Source organism: Streptomyces sp. NPDC089919 (assembly GCF_040684615.1).
Taxonomy (GTDB): Bacteria; Actinomycetota; Actinomycetes; order Streptomycetales; family Streptomycetaceae; genus Streptomyces.
In genome coordinates, this window is sequence record NZ_JBFBGK010000004.1 from 157,217 (window position 1) to 177,133 (window position 19,917).

The following is a 19,917-nucleotide window of genomic DNA, read 5'->3' on the forward strand; positions in this document are numbered from 1 at the left end:
CGGTTAACCACGGTTTCGTCCGCGCCCGCTCAGACCGTGCTGAGCTGCGGCTTCGCCTCCGCGTTCGAGGCCACCACGGTGCTGCCGGGGGTCCGGCGAAGGTATACCGCCCAGGTGAGCGCGCAGCACAGCGCGTAGAAGCCGAGGAAGGTGACGAAGGCGCGGGTGCCGCTGCCGGTGGCGAGGAAGGCCTCCCGGAAGACCAGGTTGATGCCCAGGCCGCCGAGCGCGCCGACGGCCCCGATCAGCCCCATCGCGGCCCCCGAGAGCCGGCGGCCGTAGGCCGCGGCCGCCTCGCCGCTCATGCCCCGGGCCAGCGCCTTGTTCTGGAAGATGCCGGGGATCATCTTGTACGTCGAGCCGTTGCCGAGCCCGCTCAGCACGAAGAGGGCGATGAAGCCGACCAGGAAGACCGGCAGCGACTCGCGGACGGCGGCGAGGATCACCACCCCGGTGGCGGCGGCCATGGCGACGAAGGTGCCGAGGGTGATCCGGGCGCCCCCGAAGCGGTCCGCCAGGGCGCCGCCGACCGGCCGGATCAGCGAGCCGAGCAGCGGGCCGATGAAGGTGAAGGAGGCGGCCTGCAGCGGGGTACGGCCGAACTGCGTCTGGAGGACCAGGCCGAAGGCGAAGCCGTACCCGATGAAGGAGCCGAAGCTCCCGACGTAGAGGAAGGCCATGATCCAGGTGTGGCCCTCGCGCAGGGCCTCCTTGACGGCCCCGGTGTCGTTGCGGACCGGCGCGAGGTTGTCCATGTTCCGCCAGGACAGGGCGGCGGCGAGCAGCACCAGCGGGACGTACGCGCCGAGCAGGATCCGCGGGTGCCCGGCCCCGGCGGTGCCGATGACCAGCAGGCCGGCCAGCTGGACCACGGGCACGCCGATGTTGCCGCCGCCGGCGTTCAGGCCCAGCGCCCAGCCCTTCTTGCGGAGCGGGAAGAAGGCGTTGATGTTGGTCATGGACGAGGCGAAGTTGCCGCCGCCGACCCCGGTGAGCGCGGCGACCAGGAGGAACGTCCCGTAGGAGGTGCCCGGTTCCATCACCAGGAAGGCGGCGGTGGTGGGCGCGAGCAGCAGGAGGGCGCTGAAGACCGTCCAGTTGCGGCCGCCGAAGCGGGCGACGGCGAAGGTGTAAGGGATCCGGACGAAGGCGCCGACCAGGGTGGCGGTGCCGATCAGGAAGAACTTGCCGGCCGGGTCGATGCCGTAGCCGGGCCCCATGAAGAGCACCATGACGGACCAGATCGACCAGATGGAGAAGCCGATGTGCTCGGAGAGCACGGAGTAGACGAGATTGCGGCGGGCGACCCGCTCGCCGGTGTCCCGCCAGAAGACCTCGTCCTCGGGGTCCCACCGCTCGATCCAGCGGCCCCCGGTGCGCCCTGCAGCCATCACGCCTCCCCAGCTCTCGTGTCCGTCGCACTGAACCGTAGGAAAACCGCGTTTCGGTGCAGTGCCGTCCGATGACCGCTGCGGAACGTTGCTCTCACCCCGGGGGGCGGGGCCGGTGTGAGCCCCGGGCGCGGGGAGGGGCGGCTACGGCACCGGGAGGGCCATGGCCCCGGCGTCCTCCGGGGGCAGCCAGCTGCCCGGCGGCCGGTCCAGCCAGCCGTGCGCGGCGGCCAGGCCGGCGGCGGCGGAGCGCAGCGCGTCCAGGCCCGGGTGGGCCAGGCCCCGGCGCCAGACCAGGGAGACGGCGGACAGCGGTACCGGGTCCACCAGCGGCACCTTGACGGTCCCCGGCAGGTCGGTGAAACCGACGGTGGCCAGGACCGGGGTGCGGGTCTTGGCCATCACCCGGCGGAACTCCTCCTTGCCCACGGCCACCGGCGCGGGCGGGGCGAGGGCGATGCCGCGGCCGTCGAACAGCCGCCGGGCCAGGTCGGTCCACTCCAGGGTGCGCGGGTTGCCGGCCCCGGCGTAGACCCGCTCCCCCGCCAGGGCCGCCAGCGGCAGCGTCCCGGCCCCGGCGAGCGGGTGCCCCTCGGGCAGCAGCACGGCCAGCGGCTCGTACCGGACGGGCCGGTGGTCCAGGCGGGCCCGGAGGGCGGGGTCGAGGCCGGCGACCCGGCCGAAGGAGACGTCGAGCCGGCCGGCCGCGATCTCGGCGGCGGCGTGCGTGAGCCCGCTCTCGAACCGCGCCATCAGCTCGCAGCCGGGCGCCAGTTCGCGGGCCCGGTCCAGGACCAGGCGCCCGGTGCCGGGGCCGTCGGTGTTCAGGTCGACCAGCAGCGGCCGGGCCCCGGCACCCGCCCCCGCGAAGGCCGCGGCCAGGTCCTCGTACGCGTCCAGCACCCGGCGCGCGTACGGCACCAGCCGCTCGCCCTCGGGGGTGAGGGACACCTGCCGGGTGCTGCGGACGAACAGCTCGGCGCCCAGGGCCCCTTCGAGCCGCCGGACGTCCCGGCTGAGGGCCTGCTGGGCGACATACCGGCGGGCGGCGGCCCGGGTGAAGTGCAGCTCCTCGGCGACGGCGAGGAAGCCGCGCAACAGCCGGGGGTCGAGGTCGGGGATCACCGGGAGAGGTTAACAACGCAGGTGCGTGAATCCGCCCCGATCAGGTGTTGGACCCCGGGCGGGACCCGCCCGCAGCATGATCGTCATGCCGCTCATGACCGTCTCCGGCTCGACCCTCGTCCTCGCCGCCCCCGCCGCGGCCGCGCGCCGGACCGCCGCCGCCCCCGCCGCGGCCGGCCGCCGCACCCGCGCCGCCGGCCCCTACCGGCGGCTGCTGCGCACCCCGGGGGCCCGCGCCTTCACCGCGGGGAACCTGCTGGCCCGGCTCCCCATGGGCATGTTCGGGGTCAGCGCCGTCATGATGATCGCCGGGCAGCGCGGCTCGTACGCCCTGGCCGGGGCGGTCACCGCCACCGGGCTGGCCGCCACCGCGGTGGTGGCGCCCTTCACCGCCCGGCTGGTCGACCGCTACGGCCAGGCCCGGATCGCGCTCCCGGCGACCGTCCTCGCCGTCCTCGGCTCGCTGGCCCTCGCCCTGTGCGTGCGCACCGGCGCCCCGGACTGGACGCTCTTCGCCGCCTACGCCGCCACCGCGACCACCCCCAACACCGGCGGTCTTTCCCGGGCCCGCTGGGCCCATTTGCTGCGGTCGGACCCGGCGGCCAAGCACGCCGCCGACTCCTTCGAGCAGGCCGCCGACGAGCTGTGCTTCCTGCTCGGCCCGGTGCTCGCGGCGCTGCTGAGCGGGACGCTCTTCCCGGAGGCGGGCACCCTCACCGGGGCGGCCCTGCTGCTCGGCGGGATGCTGCTGTTCTGCGCCCAGCGCGCCACCGAGCCGCCGGTCGCGCCCCGGGCCGGCCGGGGCGGCTCCCCGCTGCGGGCGCCGGGGATGCGCCCGCTGCTGGTGATGTTCCTGGCCATGGGGGCGGTCTTCGGCTCGATGGAGGTGGTCTCGATCGCCTACCTCGACGCCCACGGCCTCTCGGCCGGCGCCGGGCCGGTCCTCGCCCTCCAGGCGCTGGGCTCCTGCCTGGCCGGACTGGCGTACGGGACGCTGCGCCCGGCCGGGTCGCCGGGGCGGCGGCTGGTGGGCTGCGTGGCGGCCATGACCGCCCTGATGAGCCTGCCGCTGGCCGCCTCGGCCACGGGAGCGGTGGCCCCGCTGGCCTGCGCCCTGCTCGCGGCCGGCATGGCCACCGCCCCGACGATGGTCACCGGCATGGGCCTGGTGCAGCGCCTGACCCCGGCGGGCCGGCTCAACGAGGGCATGACCCTGGCCGTCACCGCCCTCCTGGCCGGCATCGCCGCCGGCGCCGCCACCGGCGGCACCGCCGTCGACCACCTCGGCCCCTCCCCCGCCTACGCCACCCCCGCCCTCGCCGCCCTCACTGCCTTCGCCCTCACCCTCCCCCAACTCCGCCGACCGCGCGCCTGAGGCGACGACGAACACCGCCTCGTCCACCGGGCGGACGACAAGGAAGGGAAGATCCTCAAGGCGCGCCACCACTACGCGGACCGACCGGCGGGCCGCCCGGGATCCGGGGCCTGCCCAGGGCCCGGGGCCCGCGCCCCGCCCGTGCTCCAGCCGTGCTCCGGCAGGTCGCGAGCCGCCCCGGACTACCCTGCGGGCCGCCGCCCCACCGCACACCCGGAGCACCGCATGGACATCCGCACGGCCCAACGCCTGGCCTGGCAGAACAAGCTCGCCAAGGGCTTCAACACCACCGATGTGGCCCTGGAGTTCGGGCTCCTGACCGCGGAGGTGGGCGAGGCCTTCACCGCCTGGCGGCGCAGGCTCCCGGACGCCGGCGAGGAACTGGCCGACGTGTTCCTCTACCTCACCGCCCTGGCCGAGATGACCGGCCACGACCTCCAGAACGAGGTCGAGGCCAAACTCGAGAAGAACCGCACCCGCGTCTACGTCCGCAACGCCCAAGGCATCCTCACCCGCACGGACACCCCGCCCGAGAGCTGACCTCCGGACCGCCCCCGGAACCATCCACCCCGCCCCGGCGTCCTTCCCAACCGGTCGCCGGCGTCGCACAGTTGCCCGGTCACCCGCCCGTACGGTCAGGAGCCCGGCATGTCCTCGCAGTCACCCGCTCACGTCCCCGTCCCCGCCCACGTCGTCGACCCGGCCGGCGGCTGCCCGCACGCGCTCAACGCCGAGCTGCGGGCCCGCGGGCCCGTCGCCGAGGTGGTGCTGCCCGGCGGGGTGCCCGCCGCGGTGGTGCTGGGGCACGACGCCCTCAAGGAGTTCCTGTCCCACCCCGACGTGGCCAAGGACGCCCGCCACTGCCCGGCCCTGCGCGACGGCAGCATCCCCGCCGACTGGCCGCTGCGGGTCTTCGCCGACGCCCAGGGCATGCACACCGCCGACGGCGCCGACCACCGCCGGCTGCGCTCCCTGGTCGGCAACGCCTTCACCGCCCGCCAGGTCGAGCGGCTGCGACCGCGCATCGAGGAGCTGACCGACGGCCTCCTCGACGACCTCGGCCGGGCCGCGGCCCAGGACCCCGACGGCGTCGCCGACCTGCGCACCCACTTCGCCCTGCCGCTCCCGATGAGCGTCATCTGCGAACTGCTCGGCGTGGACCCCGAGCACCGGGACCGCCTCCACGACCTCACGTACACCGTGATCATCGCCACCGACACCACCCCGGCCGAGGTGACGGCCGCCGTCCGGGAGCTCGTCGGGCTGCTCGGCACCGTCGCCGCCACCCGCCGGGCCGCCCCCGGCGAGGACCTGACCAGCGCCCTGATCGCCGCCCGCGAGGGCGACGGCGACCGGCTCAGCGAGGCCGAACTCATCGGCACCATGCGGCTGATGCTGGTCGCCGGCCACGAGACCACCCTCAACCTCATCAGCAACGCCGTCCGCGCCCTGTGCACCCACCGCGACCAGCTGGACCTGGTCCTGGCCGGCCGGGCCGGCTGGTCGGACGTGGTCGACGAGACGCTGCGCTGGGACGGCCCGGTCAGCTGGTTCCCCTTCCGCTACCCCACCCGCGACCTGGAGCTCGGCGGCACCCTGGTCCCGCGCGGCACCCCGGTCCTGGCCGGCTACACCGCCGCCGGCCGCGACACCGCCTTCCACGGCCCGGACGCCGACCGCTTCGACGTCACCCGGCCCGGCGCGGCCCGGCACCTCTCCTTCGGCCAGGGCGCGCACTACTGCGTCGGCGCCCCGCTCGCCCTCCTCGAAGCGACCATCGCCCTGGAACGCCTCTTCACCCGCTACCCCGGCCTCGACCTCGCCGTCCCCGAGCCCACCCTCCCCCACCAGCGCAGCTTCATCGGCAACAGCGTCCACACCCTCCCCGTCCGCCCGGCCCCGAAGCGGGCATGACGAAGGCCCCGCCCCCTCAGTCGGGGGGCGGGGCCTTCGGCCACATGGGATGAGTGGAGATGGCGGGAATCGAACCCGCGTCCAACGGTGGAAAAGGAGGGCTTCTCCGAGCGCAGTCCGCTGCGATTTTCTCGGCCCCGGAGATCACACGGACAAGTCTCCGACGGGCTCAGTCACTGTTTGATTTCCCTCAGGCCCCCGTGACCGGGGCTAGAGGTTTAGATCCCTAAATGACGCCAGGATCCGGGTCGGGACCATCCCCGGGCTGACGCACCTCACAGAGGCTTCTACTCGTTACCTAAAATTAGGCAGCGAGGGCGAAGCGGGTGTTATCGCTCTTGGAGTTGGCGATTATTGGTTGCGACACGTGGTTAACGAGATCATTGCCGCTTCCTCGGCTCGCTTCCCCTGCTTCGACATCCGCTGTCGAAACCGATCATCCCCATGTTGATTTATCAAGGTCGTACCACCGCTCCATCGGGGGTACGCGCACATCGTACGGGAACAACGCGGGCGGGTGCCAGCGCATTCCGCCCCGGCCGGCTCAGAGCGTGGCCCGCTCCTTGCGCTTGACCGCGGAGATCACCCGGTCCGTCTCGCGCCGGTCCTGCTTCTCGCGCAGGGTCTGCCGCTTGTCGTACTCCTTCTTGCCCTTGGCCAGCGCGATCTCGCACTTGGCCCGGCCGTCCTTGAAGTACAGCGACAGGGGCACGATCGTGTGACCCGACTCCTGCGCCTTGGACTCCAGCTTGTCGATCTCGACCCGGTGGAGCAGCAGCTTGCGCCGGCGCCGGGCGCTGTGGTTGGTCCAGGTGCCCTGGCTGTACTCCGGCACGTGGACGTTGTGCAGCCACGCCTCGCCGCCGTCGATCTGCACGAAGCCGTCCACCAGCGAGGCCCGGCCCTGGCGCAGCGACTTCACCTCGGTGCCGGTGAGCACCAGACCGCACTCGTAGGTGTCGAGGATCGTGTAGTCGTGCCGCGCCTTCTTGTTCTGGGCGATCAGCTTGCGCCCTTTTTCCTTAGCCATAGTGCGGTCATTTTCGCACTACCGGGCCACCCCGAGGCCACCCAATACTCCACGGGCCTGCTCCTCGGTGCGGTCGGCCGCCACCAGGTCCGGGTTGATGCCCCGGCCGTCGAGGCTGCGGCCGGCCGGGGTGCGGTAGTGGCCCACGGTCAGCTCGGCCACCGAGCCGTCCGGCAGCGCGGTCGGCATCTGCACCGAGCCCTTGCCGAAGGTGCGGGTGCCGACCGTCACCGCGCGGCCGCGGTCCTGGAGGGCGCCGGTGACCAGCTCGGCCGCGCTCATGGTGCCGCCGTCCACCAGGGCCACCAGCGGCCGGCCGGTGTCCCCGCCCCGGTCGGCGTACAGGGCGCGCTGGTCACCGCGGACGTCGTACGTGGCGACCAGGCCGCCGTCCAGGAAGGCGGAGGCGGCCGAGACCGCCTCGGTGACCAGGCCGCCGCGGTTGCCGCGCAGGTCGAGCATGACGCCGGCGCCGGCGGGGGCGGCCTTGACGGCCGACCGGACCCGGGCGCCGGAGCCGCGGGTGAAGGAGGAGACCTTGATCAGCAGGACCCCGCCGGGCAGCCGCTGGACGGTGACCGGCTCGGTGCTCAGCCGGGCCCGGTGCAGGGTCCGGGTCCAGGTGTGCCCGCCGCGCCGGAGGACCAGGACGACCGGGCTGCCGGGCCGGGCCCGCCGGGCGTCGCCGCGCAGCAGGGCGGTCACCTGGCCGGGCCGCAGCCCGGTGACGGCCCGGCCGTCGACGCTCACCAGCCGGTCGCCGGGGCGCAGGCCGGCCCGGGCGGCGGGGCCGCCGGACTGGAGGCGGGTGAGGGTGACCGTGCCGTCGGCGGCGCGTTCCACGAAGAGGCCGACGCCGGTGTAGTGGCCGCCGAGGGCCTGTTCGAACTCGGCGTACTCGGCGTGGTCGTAGACGGCCCCCCAGCGGTCGCCGCTGCGGCTGACCACGTCCTCGGCGGCCTGCTTGCCGGACTTGCCGTCGGCCACGGCCTGGGCGGCGGCGCGTTCCACCGCCTCCCGGTAGCCGGTGGCGGCGGCGCGGCCGTGCGCCTGCGGGACCGGGTCCGCCGGGGTGTCCCGGTCCCAGCAGCCGGTGGCGGCCGCGGTACCCAGCACACCGAGGAAGACCAACGTCAAAACGGCCCCGCGACGCAGGTCGCGGGGCCGGAGAGCGAAGGCTGGGCCACCCGGCATGGCGCCGAGTCTAGGACAAGCCCCGGCACGGAACCGGATGTTGGCGGTTGTGCTGCCGGGGCCCTTGTCACACCTTCAGGTACTTGCGCAGGGCCACGAAGGCCGCCAGGGAGGGCATCAGCAGGCCGATGACCAGCACCAGCGGGAGCTTGGTGATGACGTGGTCCCAGCCGATGAAGTTGATCAGTTCGAGCTTCGTGGCCAGGGACACGCCGTGGTCGATGACGAAGTACTGGCCCGCCACCAGCATCACGCAGGCCAGGCCGGCGCCGATGAGCCCGGCGAAGGCGGCCTCCATGATGAAGGGCATCTGGATGTAGAAGCTGGAGGCGCCGACCAGGCGCATGATCCCGGTCTCGCGCCGACGGCTGAAGGCCGAGACGCGCACCGTGTTGACGATCAGCAGCAGGGCGACGACCAGCATCACGAGCATGACGCCGAGCGCGGCCTTGTTGAGGATGTCGAGGAGCGAGAAGAGGTTGTCGAGCACGCCGCGCTGGTCCTGGACGGACTGCACGCCGTCACGGCCGGCGAAGGCCGTGGTGATCACCTTGTACTTCTCGGGGTCCTTGAGCTTGACCCGGAAGGACTCCTGCATCTGGTCCGGGGTGACCGAGGTGACCAGCGGGGAGTCGCCGAACTGCTCCTTGTAGTGCTTGTAGGCCTGGTCGGCGGACTCGTACTGGACGGTCTCGACCAGGTCCATCTTCTTGAGGTCGGCCTCGATCTGCTTCTTCTGGTCCGCGGTCACCGCGCCCTTGGCGCAGGTGGCACTGGTCCCCGACTCGGCCTCGTTCTTGTTGCAGAGGTAGATGGAGACGTTGACCTTGTCGTACCAGTAGCCCTTCATGGTGCTCACCTGGTCGCGCATGAGCAGGGAACCGCCGAACAGGGCCAGCGACAGGGCCACGGAGATGATGACGGCGAAGGTCATCGTCAGATTGCGACGGAGACCGACGCCGATCTCCGACAGGACGAACTGGGCGCGCATGGCGTCTCTTCAGGCCTTTCAGTGCTGGTAGCCGTAGACGCCGCGCGACTGGTCGCGCACGAGACGGCCCTGTTCGAGTTCGATGACGCGCTTGCGCATCTGGTCGACGATCTGCTGGTCGTGGGTCGCCATGATCACGGTGGTGCCGGTCCGGTTGATCCGGTCCAGCAGCTTCATGATGCCGACGGAGGTCTGCGGGTCGAGGTTGCCGGTGGGCTCGTCCGCGATCAGCAGCTTGGGGCGGTTGACGAAGGCGCGGGCGATGGCCACGCGCTGCTGCTCACCGCCGGAGAGCTCGCCGGGCATGCGGTCCTCCTTGCCGCCGAGGCCGACCAGGTCGAGGACCTGGGGCACGGCCTTGCGGATCTCGCCGCGCGGCTTGCCGATGACCTCCTGGGCGAAGGCGACGTTCTGCGCCACGGTCTTGTTGGGCAGCAGGCGGAAGTCCTGGAAGACGGTCCCCAGCTGGCGGCGCATCTGGGGCACCTTCCAGTTGGAGAGTCTGGCGAGGTCCTTGCCGAGGACGTGCACCTGGCCGTGGCTGGCGCGCTCCTCCCGGAGCAGCAGCCGCAGGAAGGTGGACTTGCCGGAGCCCGAGGAGCCGACGAGGAAGACGAACTCGCCCTTCTCGATCTCGAGGGACACGTCCCGCAGTGCGGGACGGTTCTGCTTCGGATAGGACTTGGAGACGCTGTCGAATCGGATCACGGGTGCACCACGGTCGCCGGGAGTAGGTGTGCGTGACCATACGCGACCTGGCGCGAGGGTGGCAGTCGGTGACCGGAGATGCCTGATATGTCCGCGTTCTCGGGCGGGCCGGAGCGGGTACGGATGCCGATTGACCCGACGGGCCGCGCCGAATGTCCCCGGAGCTGGCACAGTGGTAGGGGGAACGCCCGCGTTCCCGTACGCGTTGTGTGGAGGGACGAGAGGAGGAGAGCGCATGACATATGACCGGCTCGTGTGCGCGAACTGCGCGGCACCCGTCAGTCAGGGCCGCTGCCCGGTGTGCCGGGCGAATCGGGAGCGCCTCCAGCAGGAGCAGAGCCCCTTCGCCGGTATGAACCCGATGGCGCTCGTAGCGCTCCTCGCCGTTCTGGTGGCTGCCGTGGCCCTGCTGGCCCGCTGATCCCGCGCGGCCGCCCCGCCGCGTTCCGATCGTATGGCCGGACGAGAGATCGTACGAAGCACGCAGAAGGGCCCGGAGCAGCGCTCCGGGCCCTTCTCGCGTACGCCGGGGGATCAGCCCTCGGTCGTCTCCTGCTGCTTGCGCCAGCGGATGCCGGCCTCGAGGAAGCCGTCGATCTCGCCGTCGAGGACGGCCTGCGGGTTGCCGACCTCGAACTCGGTGCGCAGGTCCTTGACCATCTGGTACGGGTGCAGGACGTAGGAGCGCATCTGGTTGCCCCAGGAGCTGCCGCCGTCCTTGAGGGCGTCCATCTTGGCCTGCTCCTCCTGGCGGCGCCGCTCGAGCAGCTTGGCCTGGAGGACGTTCATCGCGCTCGCCTTGTTCTGGATCTGGGAGCGTTCGTTCTGGCAGGAGACCACGATGCCGGTCGGGATGTGCGTGATGCGCACGGCCGAGTCGGTGGTGTTGACGCCCTGGCCGCCGGGGCCGGAGGCGCGGTAGACGTCCACGCGCAGCTCGGACTCGTCGATCTCGACGTGGTCGCTGGTCTCGACGACCGGCAGCACCTCGACGCCCGCGAAGGAGGTCTGGCGGCGGCCCTGGTTGTCGAAGGGCGAGATGCGGACCAGGCGGTGGGTGCCCTGCTCGACGGAGAGGGTGCCGTAGGCGTACGGAGCCTTCACGACGAAGGTGGTCGACTTGATGCCGGCCTCTTCGGCGTACGAGGTCTCGTAGACCTCGGTCGGGTAGCCGTGCCGCTCGGCCCAGCGCAGGTACATGCGCTGGAGGCGCTCGGCGAAGTCGGAGGCGTCCACGCCACCGGCCTCGGCGCGGATGTTGACCAGCGCCTCGCGCTCGGCGTACTCGCCGGAGAGGAGGGTGCGGACCTCCATCTCGTCCAGCGCCTTGCGGACGGCGGTGAGCTCGGTCTCGGCCTCGGCCCGGGTGTCCGGGTCGTCCATCTCCTCGGCGAGCTCGAAGAGCACCGCGAGGTCGTCGATGCGCCCGCGCAGGGTCTCGGCCTTGCGGACCTCGGCCTGGAGGTGCGAAAGCTTGCTCGTGATCTTCTGGGCAGCTTCCGGGTCGTCCCAGAGGGACGGGGCCGCGGCCTGCTCCTCGAGCACGGCGATGTCTGCCCTCAGCTTGTCGAGGTCCAGGACGGCCTCGATCGACCCCATGGTCGAGGAGAGGGACTTCAGCTCTTCGGATACGTCGACGACTGCCACGGGTCCAGCGTAACGGTTGCGCCGCCCGGCGTTCCCCGGGAGTGGCCCCGGAGCCCGGGACCGGGCTCCGGGCGGGGCGTACCCTGTCGCTTATGACTCTTCTGCTCGTGATGCGGCGCCACGTGGACTACATGCGCGTCACCACCATGAGCTGTCCGCCGCCGGACTGAACCACCGCTCGTCAATTTCGTCGATACCGGTCCTGTCCCAGCGGCTCCCCGGCCACGGCACAACCCTGCCGTCGGCCCCTCCCACCCGCTGCGCCCCGCCATCCCTGGGGAACAGGGCCCCGTGACATCCGAAACGGAGCCGTCATGTCGTCCGCGCACCCCTCTCCCGTCGATCCCGTCGACCGGACCGCGTCCCTCCCGGTGCTCGACCTCTCCCAGGCCGATGACCCGTCCACCCGCGAGGCGTTCCGCAAGGAACTGCACGCCGCGGCCCGGGACACCGGTTTCCTGCACCTGACCGGTCATGGCATAACCGACGCCGAGAGCGCCCGGATCCTGGAGCTGACCAGGAGTTTCTTCGCCCTTCCGGAAGCCGACCGGCTGGCGATCAGCAATCTGAACTCCCCGCACTTCCGCGGGTACACCCGGATCGGGCACGAGCTGACCGGCGGCTACTCGGACTGGCGCGACCAGCTCGACGTCGGGGCCGAGCGGCCGGCGCCGGAGGTGGGACCCGGGGACCCGGCCTACCTGTGGCTGGAGGGCCCCAACCAGTGGCCGGCGGCGATGCCGGAGCTGCGGACCGGGGTGCTGGAGTGGCAGCGGCGGCTGGCCGCGGTGGCGCACCGGCTGCTCAAGGAGCTGCTGGCCTCGATCGGGGCGCCGGAGGACTTCTTCGACGCGGCCTTCGACCGCCCCCACCTGCACACCAAGCTGATCCGCTACCCCGGGTCGGCGCCGTCGGGCGCCGGGCAGGGGGTCGGTGCGCACAAGGACTACGGCTTCCTGACGCTGCTCCTCCAGGACGGCATCGGGGGGCTCCAGGTGGTGCGGGACGGCGGGTACCTGGACGTGCCGCCGATGCCAGGGGCGTTCGTGGTGAACCTGGGCGAGCTGCTGGAGATCGCGACGGAGGGGTACCTGACGGCCACGGACCACCGGGTGGTCAGCCCGCCGGGGGCGGTGGAACGTTTCTCCGTGCCGTTCTTCTACAACCCGCGGCTGGATGCGGTGATCGACACCGTTCCTGGGGACTACTTGAAGTCCGCTCCGGGCGTGGCCCACGACGCCTCGAATCCGCTGCACGCCGAATACGGCCGCAACGAACTGAAGGGCTGGGTCCGCGCCCACCCGGCAGTAGCCCGCCGCTGGCACCCCGAACTCCTGGAGCCGTAGGCCCCCTGCCGCCGGTACGGGGCCCGGGGCGGAGCCCCGCATACCCAGCCCCGCCGGCGTTTGAGGCGACCGTCGCGCAGCGGCGGTGCGAGCCCGGGCTGCGCCCGGCACACCCAGCCCCGCCGGCGCTTGAGGCGACCGTCGCGCAGCGGCGGTGCGGGGGCTCCGGGGGCAGCCGCCCACCGGTTACGGGGTGGCGGAGCGTTGGGTGTCCTGGGGTGGGGTGTCGGAGTCGGAGGTGGCGGCCCAGGTGCCGAGGGCCGCCGCGGCGACCAGGACCACCGCAGACGCCCCCAGCGCGATCCGCCGCTTGCGCACGGTCTCGGCCCGGTGCCGGGCGGAGCCCGGCCGGGGGGCGCCCGCCGGCCGCGGCACCCGGGCCGTCCCCAGCGCACCCCCCGCCAGCTCGTCCGGCCCCGGCACCCGCATCGACGTATGCGTGTCGCGGTTGGAGTCGGCCCCCGACCCGGACCCCGGTACCAGCGGCACCGCCCCCCGCCGCCGTACCGGACCGTCCGCCGCGGGCACTTCCTCGTACTCCGGCTCCCGGTCCTCGAGGTCGTCCGGCTCGTCCACGTCCAGCGGCGGCATCCCCGCCAGCAACGGCAGCAGCTCGCGCAGCCGGACGGACAGCTCGGAGGCCCGCAGCCGGGAGGCCGGCGCCTTGGCCAGGCACTGGACGACCAGCTGCCACAGCTCGTCGGGGATGCCCGGCAGCGGGACCACGGTCTCGGTGACGTGCCGCCGCAGCACCGCCCCCGGGTGCCCGCCCCCGAACGGCGTGAAGCCGGCCAGCAGCTCGTACAGCACGGTCGCCAGCGCGTAGATGTCCACCGCGGCGCGCGGCGGCAGCCCCTCCACTATCTCCGGCGCCAGGTAGTCGGGCGTGCCGATGATGCGGGTACGGGCGCCCGCCGGGGCCCCCGCCCGCCCCGGGGTGTCGATCAGCTTGGCGACGCCGAAGTCGGTGAGCAGGGCCGGGTGCGAGCCGCCGGGCCCGAGCGGACCCTCCATGTCGAGGAGGACGTTCTCCGGCTTGACGTCCCGGTGGACCACCCCGGCCCGGTGCGCGAGGGCCAGCGCGTCCGCCACGTCGGCGACGATCGCCACGGCGGCCTCGGGGGCCAGCCGGCGCTCGCGGTCGAGCCGGGTGCGCAGGTCGGTGCCGCGCACCAGGTCCATGACGAGCGCGAGGTCGTTGCCGTCCACGACGAGGTCCCGGACGGCGACCACGTGCGGGTGGTCGAGGCCGAGCAGGGCGCTGCGCTCCTGGACGAACCGTCCGACCAGCTCCTGGTCGGACGCGAGGTCCTCGCGGAGCAGCTTGATGGCGACGGGCCCGTCGGGCCCCTCGCCGAGCCACACCGTGCCGGCACTGCCGCGCCCCAGGATCTGGTGGGCGGTGTAACGGCTGCCGATCTTCCGTGCCACGACTGCTCCCTCAGCGGCTGGCGTACCGCACCAAAACTACGCGGCCAGGAGGGGGTTGCACGCCCCGGATCGCGGCGACCTTCACTTCTGCGGGCGAAATCACGTCCCAGAAGTCGACAAATCCACGAACTCGGCGCTATCGGGGGTGTCGTGGGGGCCCCGGCCGGTGCCGGGGCGGTCCCTACGAGCCGCTGCCGCCGGTGCTGCCGAGGTCGCCGACCCAGTCGACGATGTCCGAGCCCCACGTCCAGAGCTGGTCCCACCAGCCCTTGCCGGTGCCGATCCAGTCCTGGAGCGGGGTCAGCTCCCAGACCAGCCAGCCCGCGACGAAGAACAGCAGGACGGTGAAGAGGCAGCCCTTGAGGCAGCCCAGCCCCGGGATGCGCATCGGGTTGGCGCTGCGCGGCCGCGGCTCGCGCGGCGCGCGGGCCGGCGGCTGCTGCGGGGGCGCCTGGTAGGGCGCCTGCGGGGGCTGGTGCTGCTGCGGCTGCTGGTAGGCCGGGGCCGGCTGCTGGTACGCGGGCGGCGGCGCCTGCCGGTAGGGCTGGGCCTGCTGCTGCGGGGGCGCCTGGTAGTGCGGCGGCTGCGGCGGGTAGGGCTGCTGCGGCTGCTGGTACTGCCCCGGCGGCGGGCCCTGGCGGTACTGCGAGGGCTGCTGCTGGTGCGGCGGCTGCTGCTGCGGGCGGGGGCGCTGGGCCGGCGGCGGGGCCTGCCGCTGCGGGCGGCGCCGCAGGGGGTCCTCGCTGGGGTCGAGGTACTGGATCTGGGTCTGTTCGTTGCGGTCCCGGGCGGCCTGGAGCTGCGACTGCCACGGGTGCGGCGCGTCCGGCCGCTGGACCGGCGGCATGACCGCGGTGGGGTCGGCGACGGGCCCGCCGGCGCCGACCGGCGGCAGCACGGAGGTGGCGTCCTCGGAGCCCGGCTGGCCGGGCGCGCCGATGGGCGGCAGCACGCTGGTCGCGGCGTTCGGGTCGTAGGGGTCGAAGGGCGCGGCGGAGCCGGTGGGCAGTACCTGGGTCGGGTCGGCGGCGCCCGGCGTCTCCGGCACCGGCGCGGGCGACGGGTCCGGGGCGAGCAGCGCCGCGACGCCGAGCGCCGCCTCGGACTCGGCCGGCGAGGAGTGCACCCCGATGCCGGCGGCGACCACGCGCAGCGCGCGGGCCAGGCTCTCCGCGCTGGGCCGCTCGTCGGGCTCCTTGCGCAGGCAGCGCTCGATCACGGTCCACAGCGGCTCGGCCATGGTCGGGGGCCGCTGGGGGTCCTCGCTCAGGTGCCGGTGCAGGACCTCGAGGGCGGTGCCGCCGGCGAACGGCGGCCGGCCGGTGACCAGCTCGTACAGCAGGATGCCGGCGCCGTAGATGTCGACGGCGGAGGTCTGCGGGCGGCCCTCGGCGGACTCGGGGGCGACGTAGGCGGGGGTGCCGACGAACTCGTGGGTGCGGGTCAGGCCCGGGGAGTCGGCCAGCCGGGCGATGCCGAAGTCGGTGAGCATCGGGCGCATCCGGCCGTCGCTCTCGTCGAGGAGGACGTTGGCCGGCTTCAGGTCGCGGTGGACCACGCCGTCGGCGTGGCTGGCGGCCAGCGCGTCGGCGATCTGCGCGGTGAGCAGGCTGGCCGCGACGGGGGTGAAGGGGCCGTTCTCCCGGATGTAGCGGTGCAGGTCGGGGCCGTCGACCAGGTCCATGACGAGGGCGAGCAGGTCGCCCTCGACCACCAGGTCGCGGGTGCGCACGATGTTGGGGTGGGTGAGCCGCAGCAGGACCGAGCGCTCGCGCAGGAAGCGCATCACGACGTCGGCGTCCTGGGCCAGCTCCTCCTTGAGGACCTTGATGGCGACGGTCTCGCCGGGGCCGCCCGCGGCGCCCGCGCTCGCGGTCGGGCGGGCACGCCAGACGGTCCCGGTGGCGCCCCGTCCGAGCTGCTCCTCCAGGAGGTACTTACTGCCGACTGGCCGCACGGCACGGGCTCCCTGCTGTCTTGTACGTCGTTCCGGCCCACTTTAGGGGGTGGCTCCCGGGAAGACGTCCGCGTCCGGGTGATGGTTGCCGGACATGCGTGCGGAGGGTGAATGCCGCGAGGGCGATTCGTACGCGTTCTCCGTCCGGATTTGTGCGGTCGGAAGATCGATCAAGATCATTTATTGCCGGGTGCCGGGCGTGTTGTCGGTGGCAGGTGCGAGGATGCACCCAGACGGAACCACGGGGTCGGGAGCCCCGGGGTCCGGCAGACCTGACCGGGCGACGCGTCCGTGCCGGGTGGGGGGAGTCACGGGCAGCAGGCCGGCCCTTTCCCTGCCGGGTGCACCGCGCAGAAGGGACCGCTGACGGCGATGCAGATCCGGCTGACCGTCCTCGGGCCGCGCAGCGGCCACCAGACCGCGACCTGTGACGTGCTCGTGACGGCCCCGGCCGGGACCCCGCTCTCCGCGGTGGCCTCCGGCCTGGCCGCGACCGTCGGCGGCCCCGACACGGGCGGCACGGTCATCCTCTACGCCGGCCAGGAGCGCCTGGACCCGCAAAGACGCGTGCTCGGCGAGCCCCCGCTGGTGGACGGCGCGGTCCTGGCGCTGCACGCGCCGGTGGCGGAGGAGGACCCGGCCGGCGAGGCCCCGGCCCAGCTCCACGTCGTCGCCGGCCCCGACGCGGGCGGCGTCCACCTGCTGCACGGCGGCCAGATCCGGGTCGGCCGGTCCGCCGACGCCGACGTCCCGCTCGACGACCCCGACGTCTCGCGGCTGCACTGCGCGGTGACGGTCGGCGAGGACGGACGGGTCTCGGTGGCCGACCTCGGCTCGACCAACGGCACCGCCCTCGACGGGGTCCCGCTGGGCGGCTCCCCGGTGCCGCTGCGGCCCGGCGCCCTGCTGCGGGTGGGCGAGTCCACCCTCCGCCTCACCCCCGGCACCCCCGCCCCCGCCCTCGCCACCACCCCCGACTCGGAGGGCCACCTCCGCGTGACCACCCGGGCGGCCGCCCCCGGCGGCGGGCCGGCGGAGAGCCACCGCCCCGCCCGGGAGCCGGAGGCCTACATCCCGGCGGCCCGCCAGCACCCCTCACCGGGCACGGGGGCCGGTCAGCCGCCCGCCCGGTACCGCCCGGGCGGCCCGGTCAGCTCCGAGACCCACCTGGTCGACCCGTACGCCGACCCGTACGCCCCGGAGCCGTACGCCGGCCACCCGCAGGGCCCGGTGCCCCACCCCGAGGCACCGCCCGGCGGCCGGCCGCACGCACCGGAGCCGTACCCGGGGCCCCCGCCGGGCCCGGCCGACACCCAGGCGCCCGGCGGCGACGCCCCCGACGAGGGCCGCGGTACGCCCGGCCGGCGCGACGGGCGCCGCCGGGGCATCGGCGCGTGGGCACGTCGGTGGACGACGGCCCGGGACGGCCAGGAGGAGCCCCTGGAGGGGCCCGGCGCGCCGCCCGAGGCCGTGCCGCCCGTGGTCGACCTGCGCCCGGACGCCGCCGAGCTGCTGCTCACCGCGCTGGGCCCCGGGCCCCGTCTCTGGGAGCGCGGCCAGGACCATCCCGACGCGCTCGAGCTGCGGCTGGGGCACGGCGTGGCGGTGCGACTGCGCGAGAGCGGCGGGCTGGGCCTGGCCGGACCGGCCCCCCGGCTCGCGGGGCTGGCCCGGGCCGTGCTGGCCCAGCTCGCCGTCCTGCACGCCCCGCACGACCTGGAGATCGTGCTGATCAGCACCGACCGGGCCCGGCCGCTGCCGGACCGGCGCGCGCAGTGGGCCTGGACCGGCTGGCTCCCGCACCTGCGCCCGGCGCACGGCCAGGACTGCCGGCTGCTGCTCGCCTTCGACAAGGACCAGGCCGCCGCCCGGACCGCCGAGCTCACCCGCCGCCTGGACGACAGCGCCCTCGGCCCGCAGTGGGCCTCCCAGCCGAAGGAGGCGGTGGCGCAGGCCGCCGCCTCCTACCGCGGCCCGCGCACGGTCGTCGTGCTGGACGGCGATCCGGGCCCGGGCCCGCTGCGGGACGTGACCGCCCGGCTGGCCGGGCACGGCCCGGCCGCCGGCATCCACCTGCTGTGCCTGGCCGAGGTGCCGGCCGCCTCGGCCGCCTCACCGGTCGCCGAGTCCTACGAACTGGCCTGCCAGGCCTCCCCCGCCTTCCGCGAGTGCGGTACCGCCGCGCTGCTCAGCGGGGACGTCGCCACCGCCGTCCGGGTGCTGCCGGTCCGCGGCGGCCGGCCCGCCGGGCACGGCGAGCTGACCACGGCCGACGCCGTCTCGGCCGCCTGGGCCGAGCGGTTCGCCCGGGCGCTGGCCCCGCTGCGGGCCGAGGCCACCGGGCCCGGACCGCGCCGGCCGGCCGCCGCCAGCCTGCCCGCCGCGGCCCGGCTGCTGGACGAGCTGGGCCTGGCCCGGGCCACCCCGGCCTCGCTGATGGCGCGGTGGGCGGCGGCCACGGACCAGGGCCAGGCGGTCGGCGGGCACGCCGAGGTGGTGCTCGGCAGCGGCCGGCGCGGCCCGGTGGGGGCCGAGCTGGTCGCCGAGGGACCGCACCTGCTGATCGAGGGCCCGCCCGGCAGCGGCCGGACCGAGCTGCTGCGCTCGGTCGCGGCCTCGCTCTCGGCCGCGGGCCGGCCGGACCGGCTCGGCCTGGTCCTGCTCGACGGCGCGGGCGGGGAGCGCGGCGAGGGCCTGGCGCCCTGTACCGAGCTGCCGCACGTCTCGGCCCACCTGATCGCCTCCGACCCGCTGCGGATGCGGGAGTTCGCCCAGGCGCTGGGCGCCGAGCTCAAGCGCCGGGCGGAGCTGCTGGACGGCCTGTCCTTCGCCGAGTGGCACGCGCAGCGCGCGGGGGCGACGGTCTCCGGGCGGCTGGTGGCGCCCCGGCAGCCGGCGACGGCCGAGGACCGGCCGAGCGCGGCGGAGCTGCGCGGGGACCTGGACCCGGCCCGGTCGGGCACCCTGCGGCTGCGGTCGGCCGCGGTCCGGACCGAGGCGGGGCCGACGCCGCTGCCGCGGCTGGTGGTACTGGTCGACGACTTCGACGCGCTGGTCGCCCCGGCCCTGGGCAGTACGGGCCGGCCGGCCGCGGGGTCCGTGGTGCGGGCCCTGGAGGCGGTGGCCCGGGAGGGCGCCCGGCTCGGGGTGCACCTGGTCGCGACCACCGCCCGGCCGGAGCGGACGGCCGAGACCGAGCTGGCCCGGGCCGCGGGCCTGCGGGTGACGCTGGACGCGGCGCCCACCGGCAGCGGGCCGGACGCGCCGGCCCCCGGCCGGGGCGTCCTGCGGCACGCCGACGGCCGGACCACGCCCTTCCAGGGCGGCCGGGTGACCGGCCGCATCCCGCGGACGGCCACCCAGCGGCCGACGGTCGTCCCGCTCGAGTGGGACCGGATGGGCGACCCGCCGACGCGACGGCCGGTCCGGGAACTGGGCAACGGCCCTACAGATCTGGCGCTGCTGGCGAGCGCGCTGGACCGGGCCTCGCATCTGGTGTCGGCCGTGCCGGTGCTGTTTCCGGCGGCGCCGTAGGGGGGGTGGGGGGTGGCCGCTGCGCGGAGCTGGTCCCCTACCCGCCCCTTTCCCGAAACCGGTGGGCTCCGCCCCCGGACCCCGCGCCTCAAACGCCGGCGGGGCTTCACAACTACGCCCCCCAGGCCGTCCGTGGTGTGTGGGGCAGCCCCTTGACGGGGTGTGGCAGGCTGGTCCGGAGGCAGGCCCGGGCCTGGGATGGCCCGGAGGGCCACGGCGAAGCCGCTCGTCCTCCGGCCGCTGCCGCAGACCGGCCAGGATCTCCCGGTAGGCC

15 protein-coding genes and 1 other RNA gene are annotated in these 19,917 nt (G+C 74.4%); 6 read left to right on the plus strand and 10 right to left on the minus strand.

Going from position 1 to position 19,917, the window contains the following annotated elements:
• Positions 1–29 precede the first annotated feature (29 nt).
• Both AB0O40_RS03510 and AB0O40_RS03515 read right to left on the minus strand, forming a co-directional pair.
• A complete protein-coding gene (locus AB0O40_RS03510; RefSeq protein WP_365035166.1) occupies positions 30–1,391 on the minus strand; it encodes a nitrate/nitrite transporter in 1,362 nt (453 codons plus the stop codon).
• Positions 1,392–1,535: 144 nt separating this feature from the next.
• A complete protein-coding gene (locus tag AB0O40_RS03515) occupies positions 1,536–2,516 on the minus strand; it encodes a LysR family transcriptional regulator (protein WP_365035168.1) in 981 nt (326 codons plus the stop codon).
• An 85-nt stretch (positions 2,517–2,601) separates the two neighbouring features.
• Between AB0O40_RS03515 and AB0O40_RS03520 the strand changes: the two genes are divergently transcribed.
• From AB0O40_RS03520 to AB0O40_RS03530, 3 genes are all read left to right on the plus strand, one after another.
• Positions 2,602–3,891: an MFS transporter gene (locus AB0O40_RS03520; RefSeq protein ID WP_365035170.1), complete on the plus strand. Its 1,290-nt coding sequence runs from the start codon at positions 2,602–2,604 to the stop codon at positions 3,889–3,891.
• A 225-nt stretch (positions 3,892–4,116) separates the two neighbouring features.
• Positions 4,117–4,431 (plus strand): hypothetical protein, encoded by a 315-nt coding sequence (locus tag AB0O40_RS03525; RefSeq protein WP_365035172.1) that lies wholly within the window; start codon positions 4,117–4,119, stop codon positions 4,429–4,431.
• Positions 4,432–4,539: 108 nt separating this feature from the next.
• Positions 4,540–5,805 carry a cytochrome P450 gene (locus AB0O40_RS03530; protein WP_365035174.1) on the plus strand — a complete coding sequence of 422 codons (1,266 nt, stop codon included), beginning with the start codon at positions 4,540–4,542 and terminating at the stop codon, positions 5,803–5,805.
• A 51-nt stretch (positions 5,806–5,856) separates the two neighbouring features.
• Here AB0O40_RS03530 and ssrA read toward each other — a convergent pair.
• From ssrA to ftsE, 5 genes are all read right to left on the minus strand, one after another.
• Positions 5,857–6,249: a transfer-messenger RNA gene (gene ssrA / locus AB0O40_RS03535) on the minus strand.
• A 100-nt stretch (positions 6,250–6,349) separates the two neighbouring features.
• Positions 6,350–6,835: an SsrA-binding protein SmpB gene (gene smpB / locus AB0O40_RS03540; protein ID WP_365035176.1), complete on the minus strand. Its 486-nt coding sequence runs from the start codon at positions 6,833–6,835 to the stop codon at positions 6,350–6,352.
• An 18-nt stretch (positions 6,836–6,853) separates the two neighbouring features.
• Positions 6,854–8,029 (minus strand): S41 family peptidase, encoded by a 1,176-nt coding sequence (locus tag AB0O40_RS03545; RefSeq protein WP_365035178.1) that lies wholly within the window; start codon positions 8,027–8,029, stop codon positions 6,854–6,856.
• 67 nt (positions 8,030–8,096) lie between these two features.
• A complete protein-coding gene (ftsX, locus tag AB0O40_RS03550) occupies positions 8,097–9,020 on the minus strand; it encodes a permease-like cell division protein FtsX (RefSeq protein ID WP_365035180.1) in 924 nt (307 codons plus the stop codon).
• 18 nt (positions 9,021–9,038) lie between these two features.
• The gene (gene ftsE / locus AB0O40_RS03555; protein WP_365035182.1) at positions 9,039–9,728 is read right to left on the minus strand and encodes a cell division ATP-binding protein FtsE; all 690 of its coding nucleotides are present in this window, start codon (positions 9,726–9,728) and stop codon (positions 9,039–9,041) included.
• 235 nt (positions 9,729–9,963) lie between these two features.
• Here ftsE and AB0O40_RS03560 point away from each other — a divergent pair, with 235 nt between their 5' ends.
• Positions 9,964–10,149 (plus strand): hypothetical protein, encoded by a 186-nt coding sequence (locus tag AB0O40_RS03560; RefSeq protein WP_365035184.1) that lies wholly within the window; start codon positions 9,964–9,966, stop codon positions 10,147–10,149.
• A 113-nt stretch (positions 10,150–10,262) separates the two neighbouring features.
• Here AB0O40_RS03560 and prfB read toward each other — a convergent pair whose 3' ends face one another.
• Positions 10,263–11,375 carry a peptide chain release factor 2 gene (gene prfB / locus AB0O40_RS03565; protein ID WP_365035185.1) on the minus strand — a complete coding sequence of 371 codons (1,113 nt, stop codon included), beginning with the start codon at positions 11,373–11,375 and terminating at the stop codon, positions 10,263–10,265.
• Between the two features lie 314 nt (positions 11,376–11,689).
• Here prfB and AB0O40_RS03570 point away from each other — a divergent pair, with 314 nt between their 5' ends.
• The gene (locus AB0O40_RS03570; protein WP_365035187.1) at positions 11,690–12,721 is read left to right on the plus strand and encodes a 2-oxoglutarate and iron-dependent oxygenase domain-containing protein; all 1,032 of its coding nucleotides are present in this window, start codon (positions 11,690–11,692) and stop codon (positions 12,719–12,721) included.
• A 186-nt stretch (positions 12,722–12,907) separates the two neighbouring features.
• Here AB0O40_RS03570 and AB0O40_RS03575 read toward each other — a convergent pair whose 3' ends face one another.
• Both AB0O40_RS03575 and AB0O40_RS03580 read right to left on the minus strand, forming a co-directional pair.
• Positions 12,908–14,152, minus strand: a complete 1,245-nt coding sequence (locus AB0O40_RS03575; RefSeq protein ID WP_365035189.1) for a serine/threonine-protein kinase — start codon at positions 14,150–14,152, stop codon at positions 12,908–12,910.
• A 181-nt stretch (positions 14,153–14,333) separates the two neighbouring features.
• Positions 14,334–16,109 (minus strand): protein kinase, encoded by a 1,776-nt coding sequence (locus tag AB0O40_RS03580; protein ID WP_365035191.1) that lies wholly within the window; start codon positions 16,107–16,109, stop codon positions 14,334–14,336.
• 372 nt (positions 16,110–16,481) lie between these two features.
• On the opposite strand from AB0O40_RS03580, the gene AB0O40_RS03585 reads away from it, so the two are divergent.
• Positions 16,482–19,643 carry an FHA domain-containing protein gene (locus tag AB0O40_RS03585; RefSeq protein ID WP_365035193.1) on the plus strand — a complete coding sequence of 1,054 codons (3,162 nt, stop codon included), beginning with the start codon at positions 16,482–16,484 and terminating at the stop codon, positions 19,641–19,643.
• Positions 19,644–19,917: the final 274 nt, after the last annotated feature.

What these genes read in the sequence shown, in the direction of transcription:
- AB0O40_RS03510 (WP_365035166.1), bottom strand. Translation starts at nt 1,391, where the DNA reads ATGGCTGCAGGGCGCACCGGGGGCCGCTGGATCGAGCGGTGGGACCCC.
- AB0O40_RS03520 (WP_365035170.1), top strand. Translation starts at nt 2,602, where the DNA reads ATGCCGCTCATGACCGTCTCCGGCTCGACCCTCGTCCTCGCCGCCCCC.
- AB0O40_RS03525 (WP_365035172.1), top strand. Translation starts at nt 4,117, where the DNA reads ATGGACATCCGCACGGCCCAACGCCTGGCCTGGCAGAACAAGCTCGCC.
- AB0O40_RS03530 (WP_365035174.1), top strand. Translation starts at nt 4,540, where the DNA reads ATGTCCTCGCAGTCACCCGCTCACGTCCCCGTCCCCGCCCACGTCGTC.
- smpB (WP_365035176.1), bottom strand. Translation starts at nt 6,835, where the DNA reads ATGGCTAAGGAAAAAGGGCGCAAGCTGATCGCCCAGAACAAGAAGGCG.
- AB0O40_RS03545 (WP_365035178.1), bottom strand. Translation starts at nt 8,029, where the DNA reads ATGCCGGGTGGCCCAGCCTTCGCTCTCCGGCCCCGCGACCTGCGTCGC.
- ftsX (WP_365035180.1), bottom strand. Translation starts at nt 9,020, where the DNA reads ATGCGCGCCCAGTTCGTCCTGTCGGAGATCGGCGTCGGTCTCCGTCGC.
- AB0O40_RS03560 (WP_365035184.1), top strand. Translation starts at nt 9,964, where the DNA reads ATGACATATGACCGGCTCGTGTGCGCGAACTGCGCGGCACCCGTCAGT.
- AB0O40_RS03570 (WP_365035187.1), top strand. Translation starts at nt 11,690, where the DNA reads ATGTCGTCCGCGCACCCCTCTCCCGTCGATCCCGTCGACCGGACCGCG.
- AB0O40_RS03585 (WP_365035193.1), top strand. Translation starts at nt 16,482, where the DNA reads ATGCAGATCCGGCTGACCGTCCTCGGGCCGCGCAGCGGCCACCAGACC.